The following is a 15,652-nucleotide window of genomic DNA, read 5'->3' as shown; positions in this document are numbered from 1 at the left end:
CGCCGCTTCTCGTCGTTCGGCGCTTGCCGCGCGCGGTCAAGCCGCCAGAACCAGCCGGTCGCGCCCCGCCCGCTTGGCAGCATAGAGCGCGGCATCGGCGACGCGCATCGCGTCAGCGCGCGTATCGTCGGGACCCAGTGCAGCGATGCCCGCGCTGACCGTCGACCAGACATAGCTGCCGTCGTCGAGCACCATCGCCGCGCCCGCAAATTCGGTCCGCAGCCGGTCGCAGATCGCATGTGCCTCCTCGCGGCCGGCGCCGGGCAGCACCAGCCCGAACTCCTCACCGCCCAGCCGCGCCACCAGGTCCTTGGCGCGCGTGACCCGCGCGGCCACCTCGGCAAAGCGGGCAAGGACGCGGTCGCCCGCATCGTGGCCAAAGGCATCGTTGACGCGCTTGAAGTGATCGATGTCGAAGATGGCGATGCACGCCATCGCCTGATTGTCGCGCCGCACCCGGTCGAGCACGAGGTCGAGCGCGTCGTTGAACAGGCGCCGGTTGGCGAGCCCCGTCAGCGGATCGGTGCGCGCGGCGCGCTGCAGCTCGGCCTCGACCGACTTGCGCTTCGAGACGTCGCGGATGGCGCAGACCAGCTCGAGCGGATCGTGCGCCGCGCCGCTCTCGATCGCGCGCATGCGCATCTCGATCCAGCGCTGCACTCCCTCGGCATCGGGACGTGTCTCGACCTCGACCACCTGCGACGTGCCGGGATGGCGCAGCGCATCGAGATGCGCACGCGCGGCGGCGGCGCGATATTCGGGAGCCAGCAGATGCACCGCCGGCGTGCCGACCAGCGCGGCCACGCGATAGTCGCCCAGCCCCTCGATCGAGGGCGACACGAAACGGATCAGGCCGTCCGGATCGAGCGTCAGCACCACGTCCGACGCATTCTCGGTGACGAGGCGATAGCGCGCCTCGCTTGCCTCAAGCCGGCGAAGCACGTCCTTGCGCCGGCGAAGGTCGGCGGCGGCAGGGAGCACCGTCAGGACGACGGTGGCGAGATAGAACTGAACGAAATGCACCCGCATCGCCGGATCCGGCGGCATCAGCGCGATCGGACCGGCTCCGCGAAGCGTAAACAGGATCGCGATCGCCGACAGGATCAGCGTCGATACCGCTGCCCCCACCCGGCCGAGCCGAAAGGTTGTCAGCACCACCGGCAGCAGCGGCAGGAACAGCAATGGCCGCGACGACTGGGTAAAGGTGACCATTGCCACCAAGGTGACGACGGCCGCAAGGATCGCGGCCTCGAGACGCTCCTTCGCCGCCGCCTCCGCCCACCAGCGGCCCAGGTCGCCGCTCAGCAGCAAAAGGCCGATCGGCGCCAGGGCGATCGTGCCAAGCGAGTGACCCGTCGTCCAGTTGAACCAGTTGGACCAGACGTCGGTGGGCGTGACCTGTGCGGCGACGAATGCGGCGGGAAGGCCGCTGACGCCCGCCGCCAGGACGCCACCGCCGATCACCACCGCAACCTGTCCGATGCTGCGCAACGCGCCATCGTTGACCGGCGCGAAGCGGCGCAGCGCGAGCGCGACGATCGCCGCCTCGGCGAAATTGAGCGGCGCGAGCGGCAGCGCCGCGATGGGACCGAGGCCGGCGGTCGCGGTCAGGATCCCGCTGACGCTCATCGCCGCGACGCCCACCCGCCACCAAAGACGCGGCGGCAACTTGGCAAGCAGTGGCGCGAGCACGCCCGTCGCCAGCCACATGCATGCCACGCCGCCGCCGAATCGCGTCAGCAGCGAAAAGCCGATGGCGGCAGCATAGACCGCGCCGAAGACCAGCAGAGCCTTGGAACCCGTCAGTGAACGAACATCGCTACGCGCCATGCAGGGGGGCGTAGCAGGGCGAGGTTAACGGACCTTTTTACAACCCGGCGATCAGCGCGTCCCACGCGGCGATCTCGGCATCCCGTGTCGCGGTGATCCGCGCGGAAATCAGCCGCCCGGCGGCCAGGTCGATCTCGGCGACGCCGCCTGCTGTAAAGGTCGCGTTGCCCGCGATCGCCACCGCATCGTACCCGTCCGCCGCGCGTTCGGTGCGGGCGCGCACCATGCCGCCGCGATTGCGCACGACGACCGCCTCGCCCCAGCCGATCCGCCCCGTCCGCGCCGCCGCCACGGTCGAGGCGGCCATCGCACTGCCGCAGCTGTCGGTGAGCCCGACGCCGCGTTCATAAGTGCGCACGAACAAGCCGGCGGGACCGGCGGTCACGAAGCTGACATTGGCGCGGCCGGGAATCAGCGGCGGCGCTGCCTCGCACCAGTCGCCAAGCTCGATCAGCTCGCGCTCGTCAATCGCGTCGACGAAGGTGACGAGGTGCGGGTTCGGCATGGCGAGCGCGGTGAAGCGGCGGTTGCTGGGCAAGCCGGGGATCGTCGCCTCGACGAAGGGCGCGTCGCCGACCGTCAGGCCGACGCCGGTGGGCGTATCGTCGATCGAGGTGATGCGCGTCTCGATGCTGACGACGCCCGGCGCGATATCGGCCACGCGCGCGGCGAGCGCATCGCTCTTGGGCAGGCCGACACGGGCGCGGTCGAGGCCCGTCGCTTCGAACCCCGCCCGCGCGACGCAGCGCAGGCCGTTGAGGCAGGTCTCGGCCTCGCTCCCGTCCGGGTTGAACATGCGCTGCCCGAACGCCGTCTCGCCGCGACCGGGGACGAGGAGGAGCAGGCCATCGCCGCCGACCGGCCCGCCGCGATCGGCGAGCAGGCGCGCCACCGTCGCCCACTCGCCATCGGTCAGCATCAGCGCGCGCGCATCGATCAGCGGGAAGTCGTTGCCCGAACCGTGGCAATGGATGAAGTCGAATTGCATGCCGCGGAGGTAGGGGATCATGGGTCGCGGCGCCAGCGGGCGATGTGCGCACGCACCGTCCGAAAGGTTCGACTTTCGCCGTACCCCCGCTATGGCTGCCATCCGGGCGCCGCGGGGCGCGATGGACGGAGCGTATCGTTGGAGCCGTTGCTGCTGGCCGCCGTCATCGCGCTGGGGATCGTCCTCGCCGACACGCGCCGCCGCCTCGCCCGCGCCGAGGCGCGACTGCAGGACCTCGCCGACGCGGCCGCACCCGAGCCAAGGGAGTTCGAGGTCGTCGTCCGCCGGGCGCCGCCGCCCTTCGCGCCGCGTCCCGCGCCTCACGCTGCAACACGGCCTAAACCCGCGCTTTCGGCGCCGGCGTCCGAACCCGTGGCATCCGCCGGAGCCGCCGCGGAAGCACCCGGTGTCGGACAAGCGAAGGCGGGCTTCGATCTCGAGAGCCTGATCGGCGGGCGGCTGCCCGTCTGGATCGGCGGCGCGGCGCTGGTGCTCGCGGGCTTCTTCCTCGTCCGCGCGGCGATCGACAGCGGCTGGTTCGGGCCGGGCGCGCGGACGCTGCTCGCCTGTCTGCTCGCCTTTGTCCTCATCGCCGCGAGCGAGGCCGCGCGTCGCCTGCCCGCCACGCGCGACGATCCGCGCATCGGCCAGGCGCTGGCGGGCGCGGGCGTGGCGAGCCTCTATGCGACGCTCTATCTCGCCGCCGCGCTCTATCACCTGGTCGCGCCGCTGCCCGCCTTCGTGCTGCTGCTCCTGATCACCGGCGCGGGCCTTGCGCTGTCGCTCCGGCAGGGGCCGCCGACCGCGATCATGGCGCTGGCGGGCGGGTTCCTCGCGCCGCTGGTCGCCGGCTACGACGCGGCGGGCACCGCGCCGCTGCTCGTCTATCTCGCGCTGCTGCTCGCGGCATTGTTCGTGCTGTCGGTGCGCCGCGGCTGGGGCTGGCTGGCGGTCGCGAGTGCCGCGGCGGGGTTTGGCTGGACCGGCTTCCTCGCGCTGATGCTGGGGGCCGAGGCGCGACCGATCGTCGGCGGCTTCGTCGTCCTGCTGTCGATCGGCGCCGCGCTCGCGCTTCCCGCCAGCGGCGCGCGGTCGCGCTGGCTGCGCCTCGCTCCGCTTGGCGTAGGCCTCGCGCAGCTGTTCGTCCTCGCGCCGACGCTCGATTTCTCGCCGCTTGGCTGGGCCTTCTACCTCGTTCTCGCCGCTGCCGCGGTCGCGCTCGCCTGGCGCGAGCCGGTGCTGTCGCCCGCGCCGCTGATGGCCGCGGCGCTACTGCTCGTCCTCCTTGCCGCCGCGCCGACGACAGGGACGACGGGCGTGGCCGCCATCGCCGCGACGCTGATCTTCGGCGCGCCCGGCCTCACCCGCTCGCGCGCGCACCGCGACTGGGCGCTGATGGCGGTTATCGGCCTGCTCGGACCGCTCGCGGTGTTGCAGCTCGGCACGCCGCAGCTGCTGCCGCGCGCTGCCTGGACGCCATTCGACCTCGTCGTGCTGGCGGCCGCCGCTTGGCTCGCCTGGCGGCACCGCGATCGGATCGAGGGAACCGATACCGGCCTGATCGGCGGCACGCTTGCGGCTGCGGGTGCAGGCGTACTCGCCGCGGCGGCGCTGTTCGGCGAGGATGCGGCAGGTGTCGCCCTGGCCGCCGCGCTGATCGCGATCGCCGAGGTGGCCCGCCGGCTCGGCGCCCGCGCCCTCTCGGGAAGCGCCGCGATACCGCTCGCGCTCGGCCTGCTCGCCGCGCACCGCGAGATCGGCGCGCTGGTCGAGGCGCTGGCGCGATCGCTGCCCGGCGAGGAGCTGATCTACCCCGCGCTGCCGCCAGCCGGCGGTGTGCTCCTCCGCCTCCTGCCGCTTGCCGTCGCGGCCCTGCTGCCGCTGCGCCACAAGGACGGCTATGGCGCGGCCCGCCGCCCGGCCGCGATCGTTGCGGGCGTGCTCGCCGCCGCCACCGCCTATGCGCTGATGAAGCAGCCGCTGGCGATCGCCGATGCCGACGCGTTCCTGCGCCTCGGCTTCTACGAGCGCGCAGCGATCACGCTCGCCGCGCTCGCCGCCGCCCGCGCGCTGGCGACGCGTGCGCCGGTGGCGGCGCGGACACTGGCGACGCTGGCAATCGCGCGCATCGCCTGGTTCGACCTGCTGCTGCTGTCGCCGCTCTTCGCAGCGCAGGCGGTCGGGTCGATCCCGCTCCTCAACGCCGCGGTCCTTCTGCCCGGCATGGCCGCTGCGATCCTCTGGACATGGGGCGAGCGGCGCTGGCGCGTTCCCGCGCTCGCGCTGATGCTCGTCGCCGCGCTCGCGGCAGTGAGGCAGGCAGCGCATGGCAGCCTGCTCACCGGTCCGGTCGGCACCGGCGAGAACTGGGGATATTCGGCGGCGATGCTGGCGCTCGCGCTCGTCTGGCTGTGGAGCGGGCTGGTCGGCGGGGCACGTGACCTGCGCTTCGCGGGGCTTGGCCTCGTCATGGTCGTCGCGTTCAAGGTTTTCACCGTCGACATCGCGTTGGAAGGGATCCTGCGGGTGGTCTCCTTCCTCGGCATCGGCGTCACGCTGATTGCGATCAGCTGGGCCTATACGCGGTTCCTGAAAGGGCCCGCTCAGCCAAGCCCGTAATGATCCGCCAGCCGGTCGAGCGCGAGGCCCAGCACCACGCGCCCCGCCCGCGCCGGCCAGCCCATCGCGCGCTCGGCGGCGGGCACCCCCTCGCACGCACAGACGACGCGCCAGAGCATGTCGGACAGCCCCGGACCCACCGCCCCGATCGCGGCATCAAAGCGCTGCTTGGCGGCGATTTGCGCGCTCGTCGGGTCGAGCGCCTCGGCACGCGCGTGGCGACCCGTCGGCGCCGCATCCCAGCGCATCGTCAGCGACGGCGCCATCTGCGCGCGCTCGTAATCGGCGCGGAGGTGCTCGCCCGCCTCGACCTGCCGGGCATTCAGCAGCCCGCGCGAGGCGAGCCAGCCGAGCGGTGATTCGGCGAGGTTCACGGTCACCGCCCGCCGCCCGCGCGCCGGCGCCCTGCCCGTCAGTCGCCCGTCCTCGAACCCCCGTTCCACCAAATCGCGCATCATGCCTCCTGTCATCGCAACGGTCGCTTGCCACAGCGGCGCGATTGTAGGACATGGAAGAAACCGTTCCGGTTAGGAGGCCGCCGATGATCACCGCCATCAGAGAGGTGCGCCGCGCGCGCGGCATGACGCTGGACGACGTCGCGCGCGCCTGTGTGCCGCCGACCACCGCCCAGACGATCGGCCGGCTCGAAACGGGCACGCGCACCGTCTCGGTCGCATGGCTCAACCGCATCGCCGCGGCGCTGGGAGTGGAGGCCGCCGACCTCGTCCGCCTGCCCGAACGCCCCGACCTGCCCGTCGCCGCGCTGCTCGGCAGCGAGGGCGCACGCGCGCCGCAGCGGCCCGAGCATGTCGTGCCCCCCGCGCTCGCTCCCGGTCTGATCGCGGTGCGCGTGGTAGGGGCGATCGGCGACTATCGGACGGGCGACGAGCTCTGGTGCGAGCGGCTGCCGCCCGACCGGTTCGGCCGCGCGCTCAACCGGGACGTGCTGGTGCCGCGTCCGGCCGGCCGCTTTGCGTTCGGCCGGCTGATCGATCGCGATGCGGGCAAGCTCCAGCTGCTGCCCGCGGGACATGGCGCGCGTCAGATCGTCGTCGCCGACCCGCCCTGGCTCGGCCTCGCCATCCGCCTCGTCCGCGCGCTCTAGACTTCGCAACGCCCGACCGACGCTGACAAAGTTCTGCGACAAGCGGGGCCTAGTCGCCGGTGAAGCGTTTGCCGCCGGAGTCATGATGCGTATCCTTGTCCTTCCCCTAGTCGCCGTTGCCGCGCCTGCCCTCGCACAGGAGCCGGCGCCCGGCGCACTTGCCGATGCGGCCACGGACGAGGCCGAGGCCGAGGCGGCCGATTCCGGCGAGATTGTCGTCACCGGCCAGCGTCCGCGCGGATCGGTGCAGGGCGACATACCGCCCGAACAGACGCTGACGCCCGCCGACGTGCGCGCCTTCGGCGTCAGCACCATCGCCGAACTGCTCGCGGAACTCGCCCCCCAGACGGGCAGCGGGCGCGGGCGCGGCGGCGAGGCGCCCGTCGTGCTGCTCGAGGGGCGGCGCATCTCGAGCCTGCGCGAAATCCGCGACATCCCGACCGAGGCAATCGCCCGCGTCGAGATCCTGCCCGAGGAAGTCGCGCTCAAATATGGCTACGCCGCCGATAGCCGCGTGGTGAACATCGTCCTTCGCCGCCGCTTCCGCGCGATCACGGTCGAGGTCGAGGGCGGCGGCCCGACCGCGGGCGGCAGCGCGAACGGCGAGGTCGACCTCAATTATCTGCGCATTCGCCGTGACGGCCGGCTCAACATCGACCTGGAGGTCTCGGGCGAAAGCGCGCTGACCGAGCGCGAGCGCGACCTCGCCCCCAATCCGTCGGGCCTGCCGACCTCGCTTGCGGGCAATGTGCTGGCCGCAAGCGGCGCAGGTGAGATCGATCCTGCGCTGTCGGCGCTGGCGGGACAGGTCGTCACCGCCGCGCCCGTCCCGTCAGCCATTCCGACGCTCGCCGACTTCGCCGCCGGTGCCAACCTGCCCGGCGTCACCGATCTGTCGCCCTTCCGCACGCTTCGTCCGCGCACGCGCGGGGTCGAGGGGAACGCCGTCTACTCGCGCAACATCCTGGGCGACGTCGCCGCGACCGCCAACCTCGGCTTCACCCTCAACGACAGCCAGGCGCTGGTCGGACTGCCGGTGGTCGATGTCACGCTGCCCGGCGCCAGCCCCTTCTCGCCCTTCGACACCGATGTGCGCGTGCTGCGCTATGCCGGTGCGCTTGGCGCACTGACCCGCGAGACGCGGACGCGAAGCGGCGATGCCGGGTTCAGCGCCAATGGCGAGTCAGGTGAGTGGCGCTGGACGCTGACCGGCAGCTACAACTACACCGCGACCGATACCGAGACCGAGCGACGCCTGTCGCTCGGCGACTATCGCGCGGGCGTCACCGCCGGTACCGTCAATCCCTTCGCCGAGCTGCCCGTGCTCGCGCTCGATGCGCCCGACACGGCGCGATCGGTCGCCAACACGGCGACACTCGACGGCGTGGTCAGCGGCGACCTCTTCAAGCTGCCCGCAGGCGACGCGGGGACCACGCTGCGTCTGGGGCTGGGCAGCCGCGACCTCGACAGCCGCTCGCTGCGGGCGGGCGTCGCGCAGGCGAGCGACGTCACCCGTCGCAACGCGGGTGCGCAGCTCAACCTCGACCTGCCGATCGCCAGCCGCCGGCGCGGCGTGCTGGCGCCGCTTGGCGACCTGACCGTCAACCTCAATGGCGCGGTCGAGGAGCTCTCGGACTTTGGCACGCTGACGACCGTGGGATACGGCGCGAACTGGTCGCCCGCGCCGCGCCTGCGCCTGATCGCCTCGCGCACGCATGAGCGGGGCGCACCGACCCCGCAGCAGCTCGGCGCGCCGTTCCTGCTGACGCCCAATGTGCGCACCTTCGACTATGTGCTGGGTACTACGGTCGACGTGATCGCGATCGAGGGCGGCAATCCGGGGCTGCGTGCCGATCGGCGCGATGCGCTGAAGCTCGGGGCGAACTGGCGGCCGGTCGCCGACCTCGATCTCAACCTGCGCGCCGACTATACCGCCAACACGATCGATGACGCGATCGCCAGCTTCCCCGCCGCGACGGCCGCGATCCAGGCCGCTTTTCCCGACCGCTTCGTCCGCGGCGAGGGCGGGCGGCTGGTCCAGATCGACACCCGCCCGATCAACTTCGCGCGAACCGAGCGGTCGCAGTTCCGCTGGGGCTTCAACCTGTCGCTGCCCGTCACCGGCACGCTCCAGCGCCGCATCCGCGCCGCGCGCGAGGCGGGCGGAGATCCGCGCGCGATCCTTCGTGAGGCGTTCGGTGACCGTGCGGGGCAGCGCCGACCGCGACCGGCGGGGGATGGACCGCCGCGCGGCCAGGGCGGGCGCCGGGGCTTCGGCGGCGGCGGTCGTGGCGGCGGCGGTTTCGGCGGCGGCGGCCGCTTCCAATTCGCGCTGTTCCACACGCTCAGGCTCGAGGATCGGGTCCTGATCCGCGACGGCCTGCCCGAGCTCGACCTGCTCGGCGGCGACGCGATCGGCGGGCGCGGTGGTCAGCCGCGGCATCAGGTCGAACTGCGCAGCGGCTTCACGCGCGACGGCCTGGGCCTGCGCGTCAATGCCGATTGGCAGTCGCCGACGCGCGTCACCGGCGCCACCGCCGCGGAGGACCTGCGCTTCGGCAGCCTGTTCACGCTCAACCTGCGCACCTTCGCGGATCTGGGTCAGGTGGCGCGGCGGACGGCTTGGCTGCGCGGCGCGCGCGTGTCGCTCCGCCTCGACAATCTCCTCGACCAGCGCATCCGCGTGACCGATGCGACGGGGGCGACGCCGCCGGGGCTTCAGCCCGCCTTGCTCGATCCGATCGGCCGGTCGGTGCGGCTCGAACTGCGCAAGCTGTTCTGATCGAGCGCCTTGACCGGCCCCGTTGGCGCATCGCCGCCGAAGCCGTCGCGGCGATAGAGCAGCGTGATGGCGACGCGCCGGTTGCGCGGGTCGCCCGGATTATCGGCGATCATCGGCTGGCGATCGGCCACGCCCTCGATCCGCTCGAAGTGCGATTCGGGAACGCCGCCGCGCGCCAGTCGGCGGCGCGTCGCCTCGGCGCGGCCGCTCGACAGCATCCAGTTGTTCATCTGCAAGGGATTGCCATAGCCGAGCGCGTCGGTGTGGCCGCGGATCATGATCGGGTTTTCCATGCCGCCGATGCTCGTCGCGATCATGCCGACGAGCTGGTCGGCCTCGGGCACCAGCACCGTCGTGCCGAGGTCGAACATCGAATAGTTCGCGTCGTCCATCAGGTCGATGCGCATCCCGTCGCGCGTCTGGACGAAGCGGACATGGCGGGCGAGCTTCGCCATCTTGCCGTCCTGCTTCATCTTGGCCTGCAGCGTCGCGCGCAGCCGCGCGAAGTTCTTGCGGTCCTGCATCATGCTCGCCGTTTCCTTGAGCGAGCCCTTTTCGCCGGTGCCAACGTCGGTGCCGCCCTCGGCGCCGGCGGGCACGGTCAGCGCGCGCGTGCCCGTCTGGCCCGAACGGTTCGGATAGCTGTCGACATCGGTCAACGACGCACCGCCGAACGGCCCGTAGGCACCCGCCGACTTCTGCTTCAGCTCGATCAGCGTCGGCGCGAAATAATCGGCCAGCGCCTTGCGCTGCTTCTCGTTGGTCGCACCCAGGAGCCACATGAGTAGAAAGAACGCCATCATCGCCGTCACGAAATCGGCATAGGCGACCTTCCACGCGCCGCCGTGATGGCCGCCATGTCCCTCGACATAGACCTTCTTGACGATGATCTTGGGCGGCTGGTTGTTGCCGTGCGGCGCCCGTGCGGCGGCCATCTTACCGGCCCCTCAGGCCGTCGAATACCTCGGCGAAGCCGGGCTGGTTGTGGTGCGCGATCCCCGACCGGGCCGCCTCGATCACCAGCGGCTGCGGATGACCGTGGAGCGAGGCGATGATGATCTGCTTGACGGTGTGATAGATCGCCGCATCGGCATCGATCACCTGCTGGAGCCGCGTCGCCAGCGGCCCGACGATGCCGTAGGCGAGCAGCACACCCAGAAACGTGCCGACCAGCGCCGACCCGATCATCCCGCCCAGGATCGAGGGTGGCTTGTCGATCGAGCCCATCGTCTTCACGACGCCCAGCACCGCGGCGACGATGCCGAGCGCGGGCAGCGCATCGGCCAGCCCCTGCAGCGTCGTCTGCGGCCCCTGCACCTCGTGATGATGGGTCTTGATCGTGTTGTCCATCACCTCCTCGACCGCGTGCACGTCGAGCGTGCCCGACGAAACGACGACGAGGCGAAGCGTGTCGGCGATCAATGCGGTCAGCGCGTGGTCGGCGAGGATACGCGGATATTCGGCGAACAGCGCGGAGGATTTGGGCTCCTCGACATGCGGTTCGAGCGCGATCGGCCCCTCGACGCGCAGCATCTTCATCAGCTTGGAAACGAGGAAGATGACGTCGAGATAGTCCTGCTTCTTGTATTTCGGCCCCTTGATGACCTTCATCACCCCGCCGCCCATCGCCTTCAATTCGCGGCCCGAATTGCCGATGATGAGCGCGCCCAATGCCGCGCCGCCGATGATGAGCATCTCGTGCGGGAGCGCATGCATGACGGGGCCGAGCGCACCGCCGGTGATGGCGAAGCCGCCGAACACCATCGCGATGAGGACGACAAAACCGATTGCAGGAAACATGAACTGGGAGCCCCCGGATTCACACCTGACCGCACACACGCGGCCCTGTCCCATGTTGTGACGCCGAAGCGTCGAGAAATGGTTACCGAGCGCTGGTTTTGATCGCGCTGGTCCAGCCTAAATCCATCTTCGCCGCCCCAGACTTGATCCGGGTCCCGCTTGTTCTTCTGGCGGCGAAAGGAAGCGGGACCCCGGATCAAGTCCGGGATGACGATGCTTTAGCGCAGCTGGTCGAACAGGCTGAGCGAGGTGAGCTTGGTAAAGCTCGCCTGCGTGGCCGACAGGATGGTCAGCGTTTTTTGCAGCTCGGTGATCGCGGCGGTGACGTCGGTATCCTCGATCGCCGATCGCGCTTCCTCGCGCCCCAGCGCGACCTCGTCGAGCCGCTCCATCTCGATGTCGAGGCGCATCGCGCGGGCACCGACGCTGCTGCGCATGGCCGACACCGTATCGAGCGCGCCGGTGACCTGGTCGTTGGCGGCACCGATGCCGTCGCCGCTCTTCACCGCCGCGGACAGCGCCGCGAGCGTGTCGAACACCGCCTGCATCGGCGTGCCGTCCTCGGTCACCTGGACGTCGGTGTCGTTGCCCGTCGGGATCGAGCCCGTCCGGGTGCCGCCGACATAGCTGATTGCACCGCCCGCGCCCACGGCGAACGCCGCATCGCCGCCACCGCCGAACATCGCGATCCCGCGAATGTCCTTCTGGTTGGCGAGCGCGGTCACATCCTGGATGATGCCGTCGATCTGGCTGGCGATGATCGCGCGCTGGTCGGCGCTGAGCGTGCCGCCATTCGCCTGTACGCCCAGCTCCTTGGCGCGCTGCAACTGGTCGGTGATCGAGCCCAGAGCGGCCTCGGACTGGGCCAGAATACCCTGCGCCAGGTCGATATTGGCACCCGCGGCCTTGTCGTTCGAGGCGCCGCGCTTGAGCGACGCGAGCCGCGTGAACCCGGCGGCATCGTCCGACGCGACCGCCAGCTTCTTCGTCGTCGAGATCTGCGTCTGGAGCTTGTCGGCCTGGACGTTCAGGCCCGTCATCTGCGTCAGGCTGCGCGAGTAGAACTGGCTGGTCGAAATGCGGTTCATGGCGCTCACCGGATCGCGAAGATCGAATCGAGGGTTTCGCGCGCGACCTGGATAACCCGCGCCGAGGCTTGATAGGCCTGCTGAAACTTGAGGAGGTTGACCGCCTCCTCGTCCAGATTGACGCCGCTCACCGCGTCGCGTGCGGCGACGGCGTTGTCGTGGATCGCCGATTGCGCGTCGATGACGTTGCGCCGGGCCGCGATCGCCGCGCCGGTCGCGCTTTGCAATGTCGTCAGCCGGTCCTCGAACCCGCCCGACTTGCGCACGCCCGCCAGCACCTGAAGATTGCCGTTGCCCTGCTTGCCGGCGCCCGGCGTCGCCGCGGCGATCTGGGCGCCGTCGGTGAGCGCGACGGTCATCGACGCGGCGTCGGTGCCGGCGAACATCGGCCCGCCGGCCGCGCCGTTCAGATCCTCGCCGCCCGCTTGGACGGCGTTGACGGCGTCGATGAAATCGGTGGCAAGCTCGTCGAGCGAGGCCTTGGCATCGGCAACCCGCTGCGCGCCGTCGACGATGCCCGCAAGCGTCCCGCCCTGTGCCGGAATCACCGCGACCTCGCCATCGAGCCGCAGATGGAATTGGAGCGCCCCCTGCCCGTTGAGCGACACGCCGACATCGGCCGCCCGGTCGCCCGCGACCAGCGTCGGGCCGCCCGCCGCGCCGGCCTTCACCGTGGCGCGGCCCGCCGCATCGAAGCTGACCGACACGTCGACCAGCGCCGACATCGATTCGAGGATACGGTCGCGCTCGTCGAGCAGCGCCGGGGGCGCGGCGCCGGTCGAGCGGCCGATCGCCGAGTTGACCTTGGCCAGCGCCGCAGCCTGCGCGGTCAGCTCACCCGCTGCACCTTGAGCCGCGGTAGCGATATCGGCCTGCGCCTCGTCGAGCGAGGCACCGGTCGCGCGAAACGCCGCCGCGACCGCGCCCGCCTGCTCCAGCATCACCGCGCGCGGCGCGCCCGCCGCGGGGTTGGCGGCAAGCGCCTGGCCCGCGTTGAAGAAGTCGCCGAGTCGCGCCGACAACTGGCTGCCGTCCAGCGTCTGCTCGATCCGGTCGAGCCAGACCATGCCCGTCTCGCTGCGCGCCAGCTCGCTGCCGCTCGATCGCACCGCGCTCGAGCGAAAAGCGTCGGCGGCGCGATCGACCAGCCCGAGCGCGACGCCCGCCTGGACCGTGCCGCCGGTGCTGCCCGTCGCCGCCACCTCGCGCAGCGTCGGCGTCCGCCGGACATAGCCCGCGGTGCCCGCATTGGCGATGTTGTCCGACGTCGTCGCGAGCGCGCCCTGATAGGCACGCACGCCGCTCGCACCGATGGCGAGCAGGTCGCTCATTCGAGGGTCTTTCCGGCGTTCTTCGCCAGGAACTCGGTCATCGCCTTGCCGATGCCGATCGGCGCATGCTCGGCCATCGACTTGGCGAGCTGCTGGTCCTGCATGTCGCGAAACTGCGTCAGCGCGTTCGATTCGAACAGCCCGTCGGCGAGCTTCGCCTTGCGCATCGATCCCAGCATCATGCCGGTGAAGATCGCCTCGAACTTCTTGCCCGCCGCCTCCAGATTGGCACGCGTGCCCAGCCGCCCCGTGTCGGTCGACACGGTGGCGAGGTTGACGCCCGGAAGGTTCGGCAGATCGGTCACAGCACCACCAGCTCGGCCTTGAGCGCGCCAGCTTCCTTGAGCGCTTCGAGGATGGCGACGAGGTCCGCGGGCGACGCGCCGATCGCGTTCACCGCCTTGACCACATCGGCCAGCTTGGGGCCGGGTTCGAGGAGGAACATCGGCTTCACTTCTTCCTCGACCCCCACATTGCTGCGCTGCTCGACCGCGGTCTGGCCCTGGCTGAACGGCGCGGGCTGAACCACCTGCTGCGCCTCGTCGATACGCACAGTAAGTTTACCGTGCGTTACCGCGGCGGGCGCGACGCGCACGGCGGAGTTGATGACGACGGTGCCGGTACGGGCGTTGACGATGACGCGCGCCGCTGCCTCCGCCGCCTCGACGGGCAGGTTCTCGATCTGGCTCATCATCTGCGTGCGGAGGTCGGCGCCCGGCGGGGCGGCGACACTGACCGAGACGGCATCGGTCGCGCGCGCGGTCATCATGCCGAAACGGCCGTTGATCGCGGCGGCAACGCGCTGCGCCGTAGTGAAGTCGGCGCGGGCGAGGTTGAAGGTGAGGGTCGGCGCGGTGTCGAAGCCGGTATCGACCGCACGCTCCACGGTGGCACCGTCGGGGATGCGGCCCGAGGAGGGGATGTTGACGACGATCCGCGACCCGTCGGCGCCCTCGGCACCCAGCCCGCTAACGGCGAGGTTGCCCTGCGCCATCGCATAGATCTGACCATCGGCGCCGTAGAGCGGGGTCAGGATCAGCGCGCCGCCGCGCAGCGACTTGGCCTTGCCCATCGAGGCAACGGTGATGTCGATCCGCTGGCCTGGCTTGGAAAAGGCGGGAAGCTCGGCGGTGATCATCACGACCGCGGCGTTCTTGAGTGCCGGGTTGATCCCGGGGGGCAGCTGAAAGCCGAAGCGCGCGGTGACGCCCTTCATCGACTGGACGGTATATTCGAGATTGTCGTCGCCCGTGCCCGGCAGGCCGACGACGATGCCATAGCCCGTCAGCTGGTTCGCACGGATGCCCTGAAAGGCGCCGAGGTCCTTGATCCGCTCGGCATGGGCAGGCGCGGCGAACGCCGATACGAGCGCGAGGGCGATCAGCGTCCAGATCGGCACCGGACGGGCGGGAAAGAGACGGCGCAGCATGGCGGACAGGTCCCTCATCAGAACGGGCTCACGACCTGGAAGAAGCGGCTGAGCCAGCCCTGGCGGCTGGCGCGGGCGACGTCGCCCTTGCCGGTATAGCTGATCTTGGCATCGGCGACCCGGGTCGAGGCGACGCGGTTGTTCGCATCGACGTCGATTGTGCGAACGATGCCCTTGATCTGGACGAACTCGTCGCCGCGATTGAGCGTCACGCGCTTCTGTCCCTGCACCAGCATCGTGCCGTTCGGGAACACCTGCGCGACGGTCACGCTGACCTCTCCCGACAGCGCGTTCGCCTGATCGGTGCTGCCCTGGCCCTGAAAGCCGCGATTGCCGCTGATGCTGGCGTCGCTCTGGTTAAAGAGGTTGAGCGCACCTGTCGTCGGCGGGGTGAGGCCGAAGCCACCCTTGCTGTCGAGGTTCGAGGTCGCCGACTTCGACGCCGCGGTCCGCTCGACCAGTACGATCGTCAGCAGATCGCCGATTCGGCGCGCGCGCTGCCCTTCGTAGAGCGCGGCATATCCATCGCTCGCCTGGAAGATCGCGCCATTGGCCGGCCGCACGGGCTGAGCGGCGGGCAGTGTCGCCGAATAGTCTTCCTTGGGCTGCTTCTTGCCGAAAAGCTGCGCGTGCGCCGGCGCGGCGCCGAGGCCGATCATCGAGAGCGCGGCGGTGCCGAG

General features: G+C 70.7%; 13 protein-coding genes. 3 read left to right on the top strand and 10 right to left on the bottom strand.

The window, feature by feature from the left end; all coding sequences use genetic code 11:
* Nucleotides 1-36: 36 nt before the first annotated feature.
* A complete protein-coding gene (locus tag COC42_RS13870; protein ID WP_096343877.1) occupies nucleotides 37-1,830 on the bottom strand; it encodes a sensor domain-containing diguanylate cyclase in 1,794 nt (597 codons plus the stop codon).
* Nucleotides 1,831-1,867: 37 nt separating this feature from the next.
* Nucleotides 1,868-2,839, bottom strand: coding sequence for a diaminopimelate epimerase (gene dapF, locus COC42_RS13865; RefSeq protein WP_342747315.1), 972 nt, complete (start codon nucleotides 2,837-2,839; stop codon nucleotides 1,868-1,870).
* A 117-nt stretch (nucleotides 2,840-2,956) separates the two neighbouring features.
* On the opposite strand from dapF, the gene COC42_RS13860 reads away from it, so the two are divergent.
* Nucleotides 2,957-5,437, top strand: a complete 2,481-nt coding sequence (locus COC42_RS13860) for a DUF2339 domain-containing protein (RefSeq protein ID WP_176484690.1) — start codon at nucleotides 2,957-2,959, stop codon at nucleotides 5,435-5,437.
* On the opposite strand, the gene COC42_RS13855 is transcribed toward COC42_RS13860, so the two are convergent.
* Nucleotides 5,422-5,892 carry a DUF6456 domain-containing protein gene (locus COC42_RS13855; RefSeq protein ID WP_096344212.1) on the bottom strand — a complete coding sequence of 157 codons (471 nt, stop codon included), beginning with the start codon at nucleotides 5,890-5,892 and terminating at the stop codon, nucleotides 5,422-5,424. The genes COC42_RS13860 and COC42_RS13855 overlap by 16 nt on opposite strands.
* 86 nt (nucleotides 5,893-5,978) lie before the next feature.
* Here COC42_RS13855 and COC42_RS13850 point away from each other — a divergent pair, with 86 nt between their 5' ends.
* Nucleotides 5,979-6,542, top strand: a complete 564-nt coding sequence (locus COC42_RS13850; RefSeq protein ID WP_096343875.1) for a helix-turn-helix domain-containing protein — start codon at nucleotides 5,979-5,981, stop codon at nucleotides 6,540-6,542.
* Nucleotides 6,543-6,627: 85 nt separating this feature from the next.
* Entirely contained in the window at nucleotides 6,628-9,324 is a 2,697-nt protein-coding gene (locus COC42_RS13845; RefSeq protein WP_245844143.1) for a TonB-dependent receptor, read from the top strand.
* Here the strand turns inward: COC42_RS13845 and COC42_RS13840 are convergent.
* From COC42_RS13840 to COC42_RS13810, 7 genes are all read right to left on the bottom strand, one after another.
* Entirely contained in the window at nucleotides 9,261-10,259 is a 999-nt protein-coding gene (locus COC42_RS13840) for a flagellar motor protein MotB (protein ID WP_096343873.1), read from the bottom strand. The genes COC42_RS13845 and COC42_RS13840 overlap by 64 nt on opposite strands.
* A gap of 1 nt (nucleotide 10,260) precedes the next feature.
* On the bottom strand, nucleotides 10,261-11,124 hold the full coding sequence (gene motA, locus COC42_RS13835; protein ID WP_096343872.1) for a flagellar motor stator protein MotA: 864 nt from the start codon (nucleotides 11,122-11,124) through the stop codon (nucleotides 10,261-10,263).
* A gap of 218 nt (nucleotides 11,125-11,342) precedes the next feature.
* On the bottom strand, nucleotides 11,343-12,212 hold the full coding sequence (locus COC42_RS13830; RefSeq protein WP_096343871.1) for a flagellin N-terminal helical domain-containing protein: 870 nt from the start codon (nucleotides 12,210-12,212) through the stop codon (nucleotides 11,343-11,345).
* A gap of 5 nt (nucleotides 12,213-12,217) precedes the next feature.
* The gene (flgK, locus tag COC42_RS13825) at nucleotides 12,218-13,543 is read right to left on the bottom strand and encodes a flagellar hook-associated protein FlgK (protein ID WP_096343870.1); all 1,326 of its coding nucleotides are present in this window, start codon (nucleotides 13,541-13,543) and stop codon (nucleotides 12,218-12,220) included.
* Entirely contained in the window at nucleotides 13,540-13,848 is a 309-nt protein-coding gene (locus COC42_RS13820; RefSeq protein ID WP_096343869.1) for a rod-binding protein, read from the bottom strand. Before COC42_RS13820 ends, flgK begins: the two co-directional genes overlap by 4 nt.
* A complete protein-coding gene (locus tag COC42_RS13815; protein ID WP_245844140.1) occupies nucleotides 13,845-14,972 on the bottom strand; it encodes a flagellar basal body P-ring protein FlgI in 1,128 nt (375 codons plus the stop codon). Before COC42_RS13815 ends, COC42_RS13820 begins: the two co-directional genes overlap by 4 nt.
* 17 nt (nucleotides 14,973-14,989) lie before the next feature.
* The gene (locus COC42_RS13810) at nucleotides 14,990-15,631 is read right to left on the bottom strand and encodes a flagellar basal body L-ring protein FlgH (protein ID WP_096344211.1); all 642 of its coding nucleotides are present in this window, start codon (nucleotides 15,629-15,631) and stop codon (nucleotides 14,990-14,992) included.
* Nucleotides 15,632-15,652 lie beyond the last annotated feature (21 nt).

The sequence above is a fragment of the Sphingomonas spermidinifaciens genome (genome assembly GCF_002351485.1).
GTDB lineage: Bacteria > Pseudomonadota > Alphaproteobacteria > Sphingomonadales > Sphingomonadaceae > Sphingomonas > Sphingomonas spermidinifaciens.
Note: the sequence above shows the minus strand (reverse complement) of the source record. Positions and strands in the feature narration are given on the sequence as shown.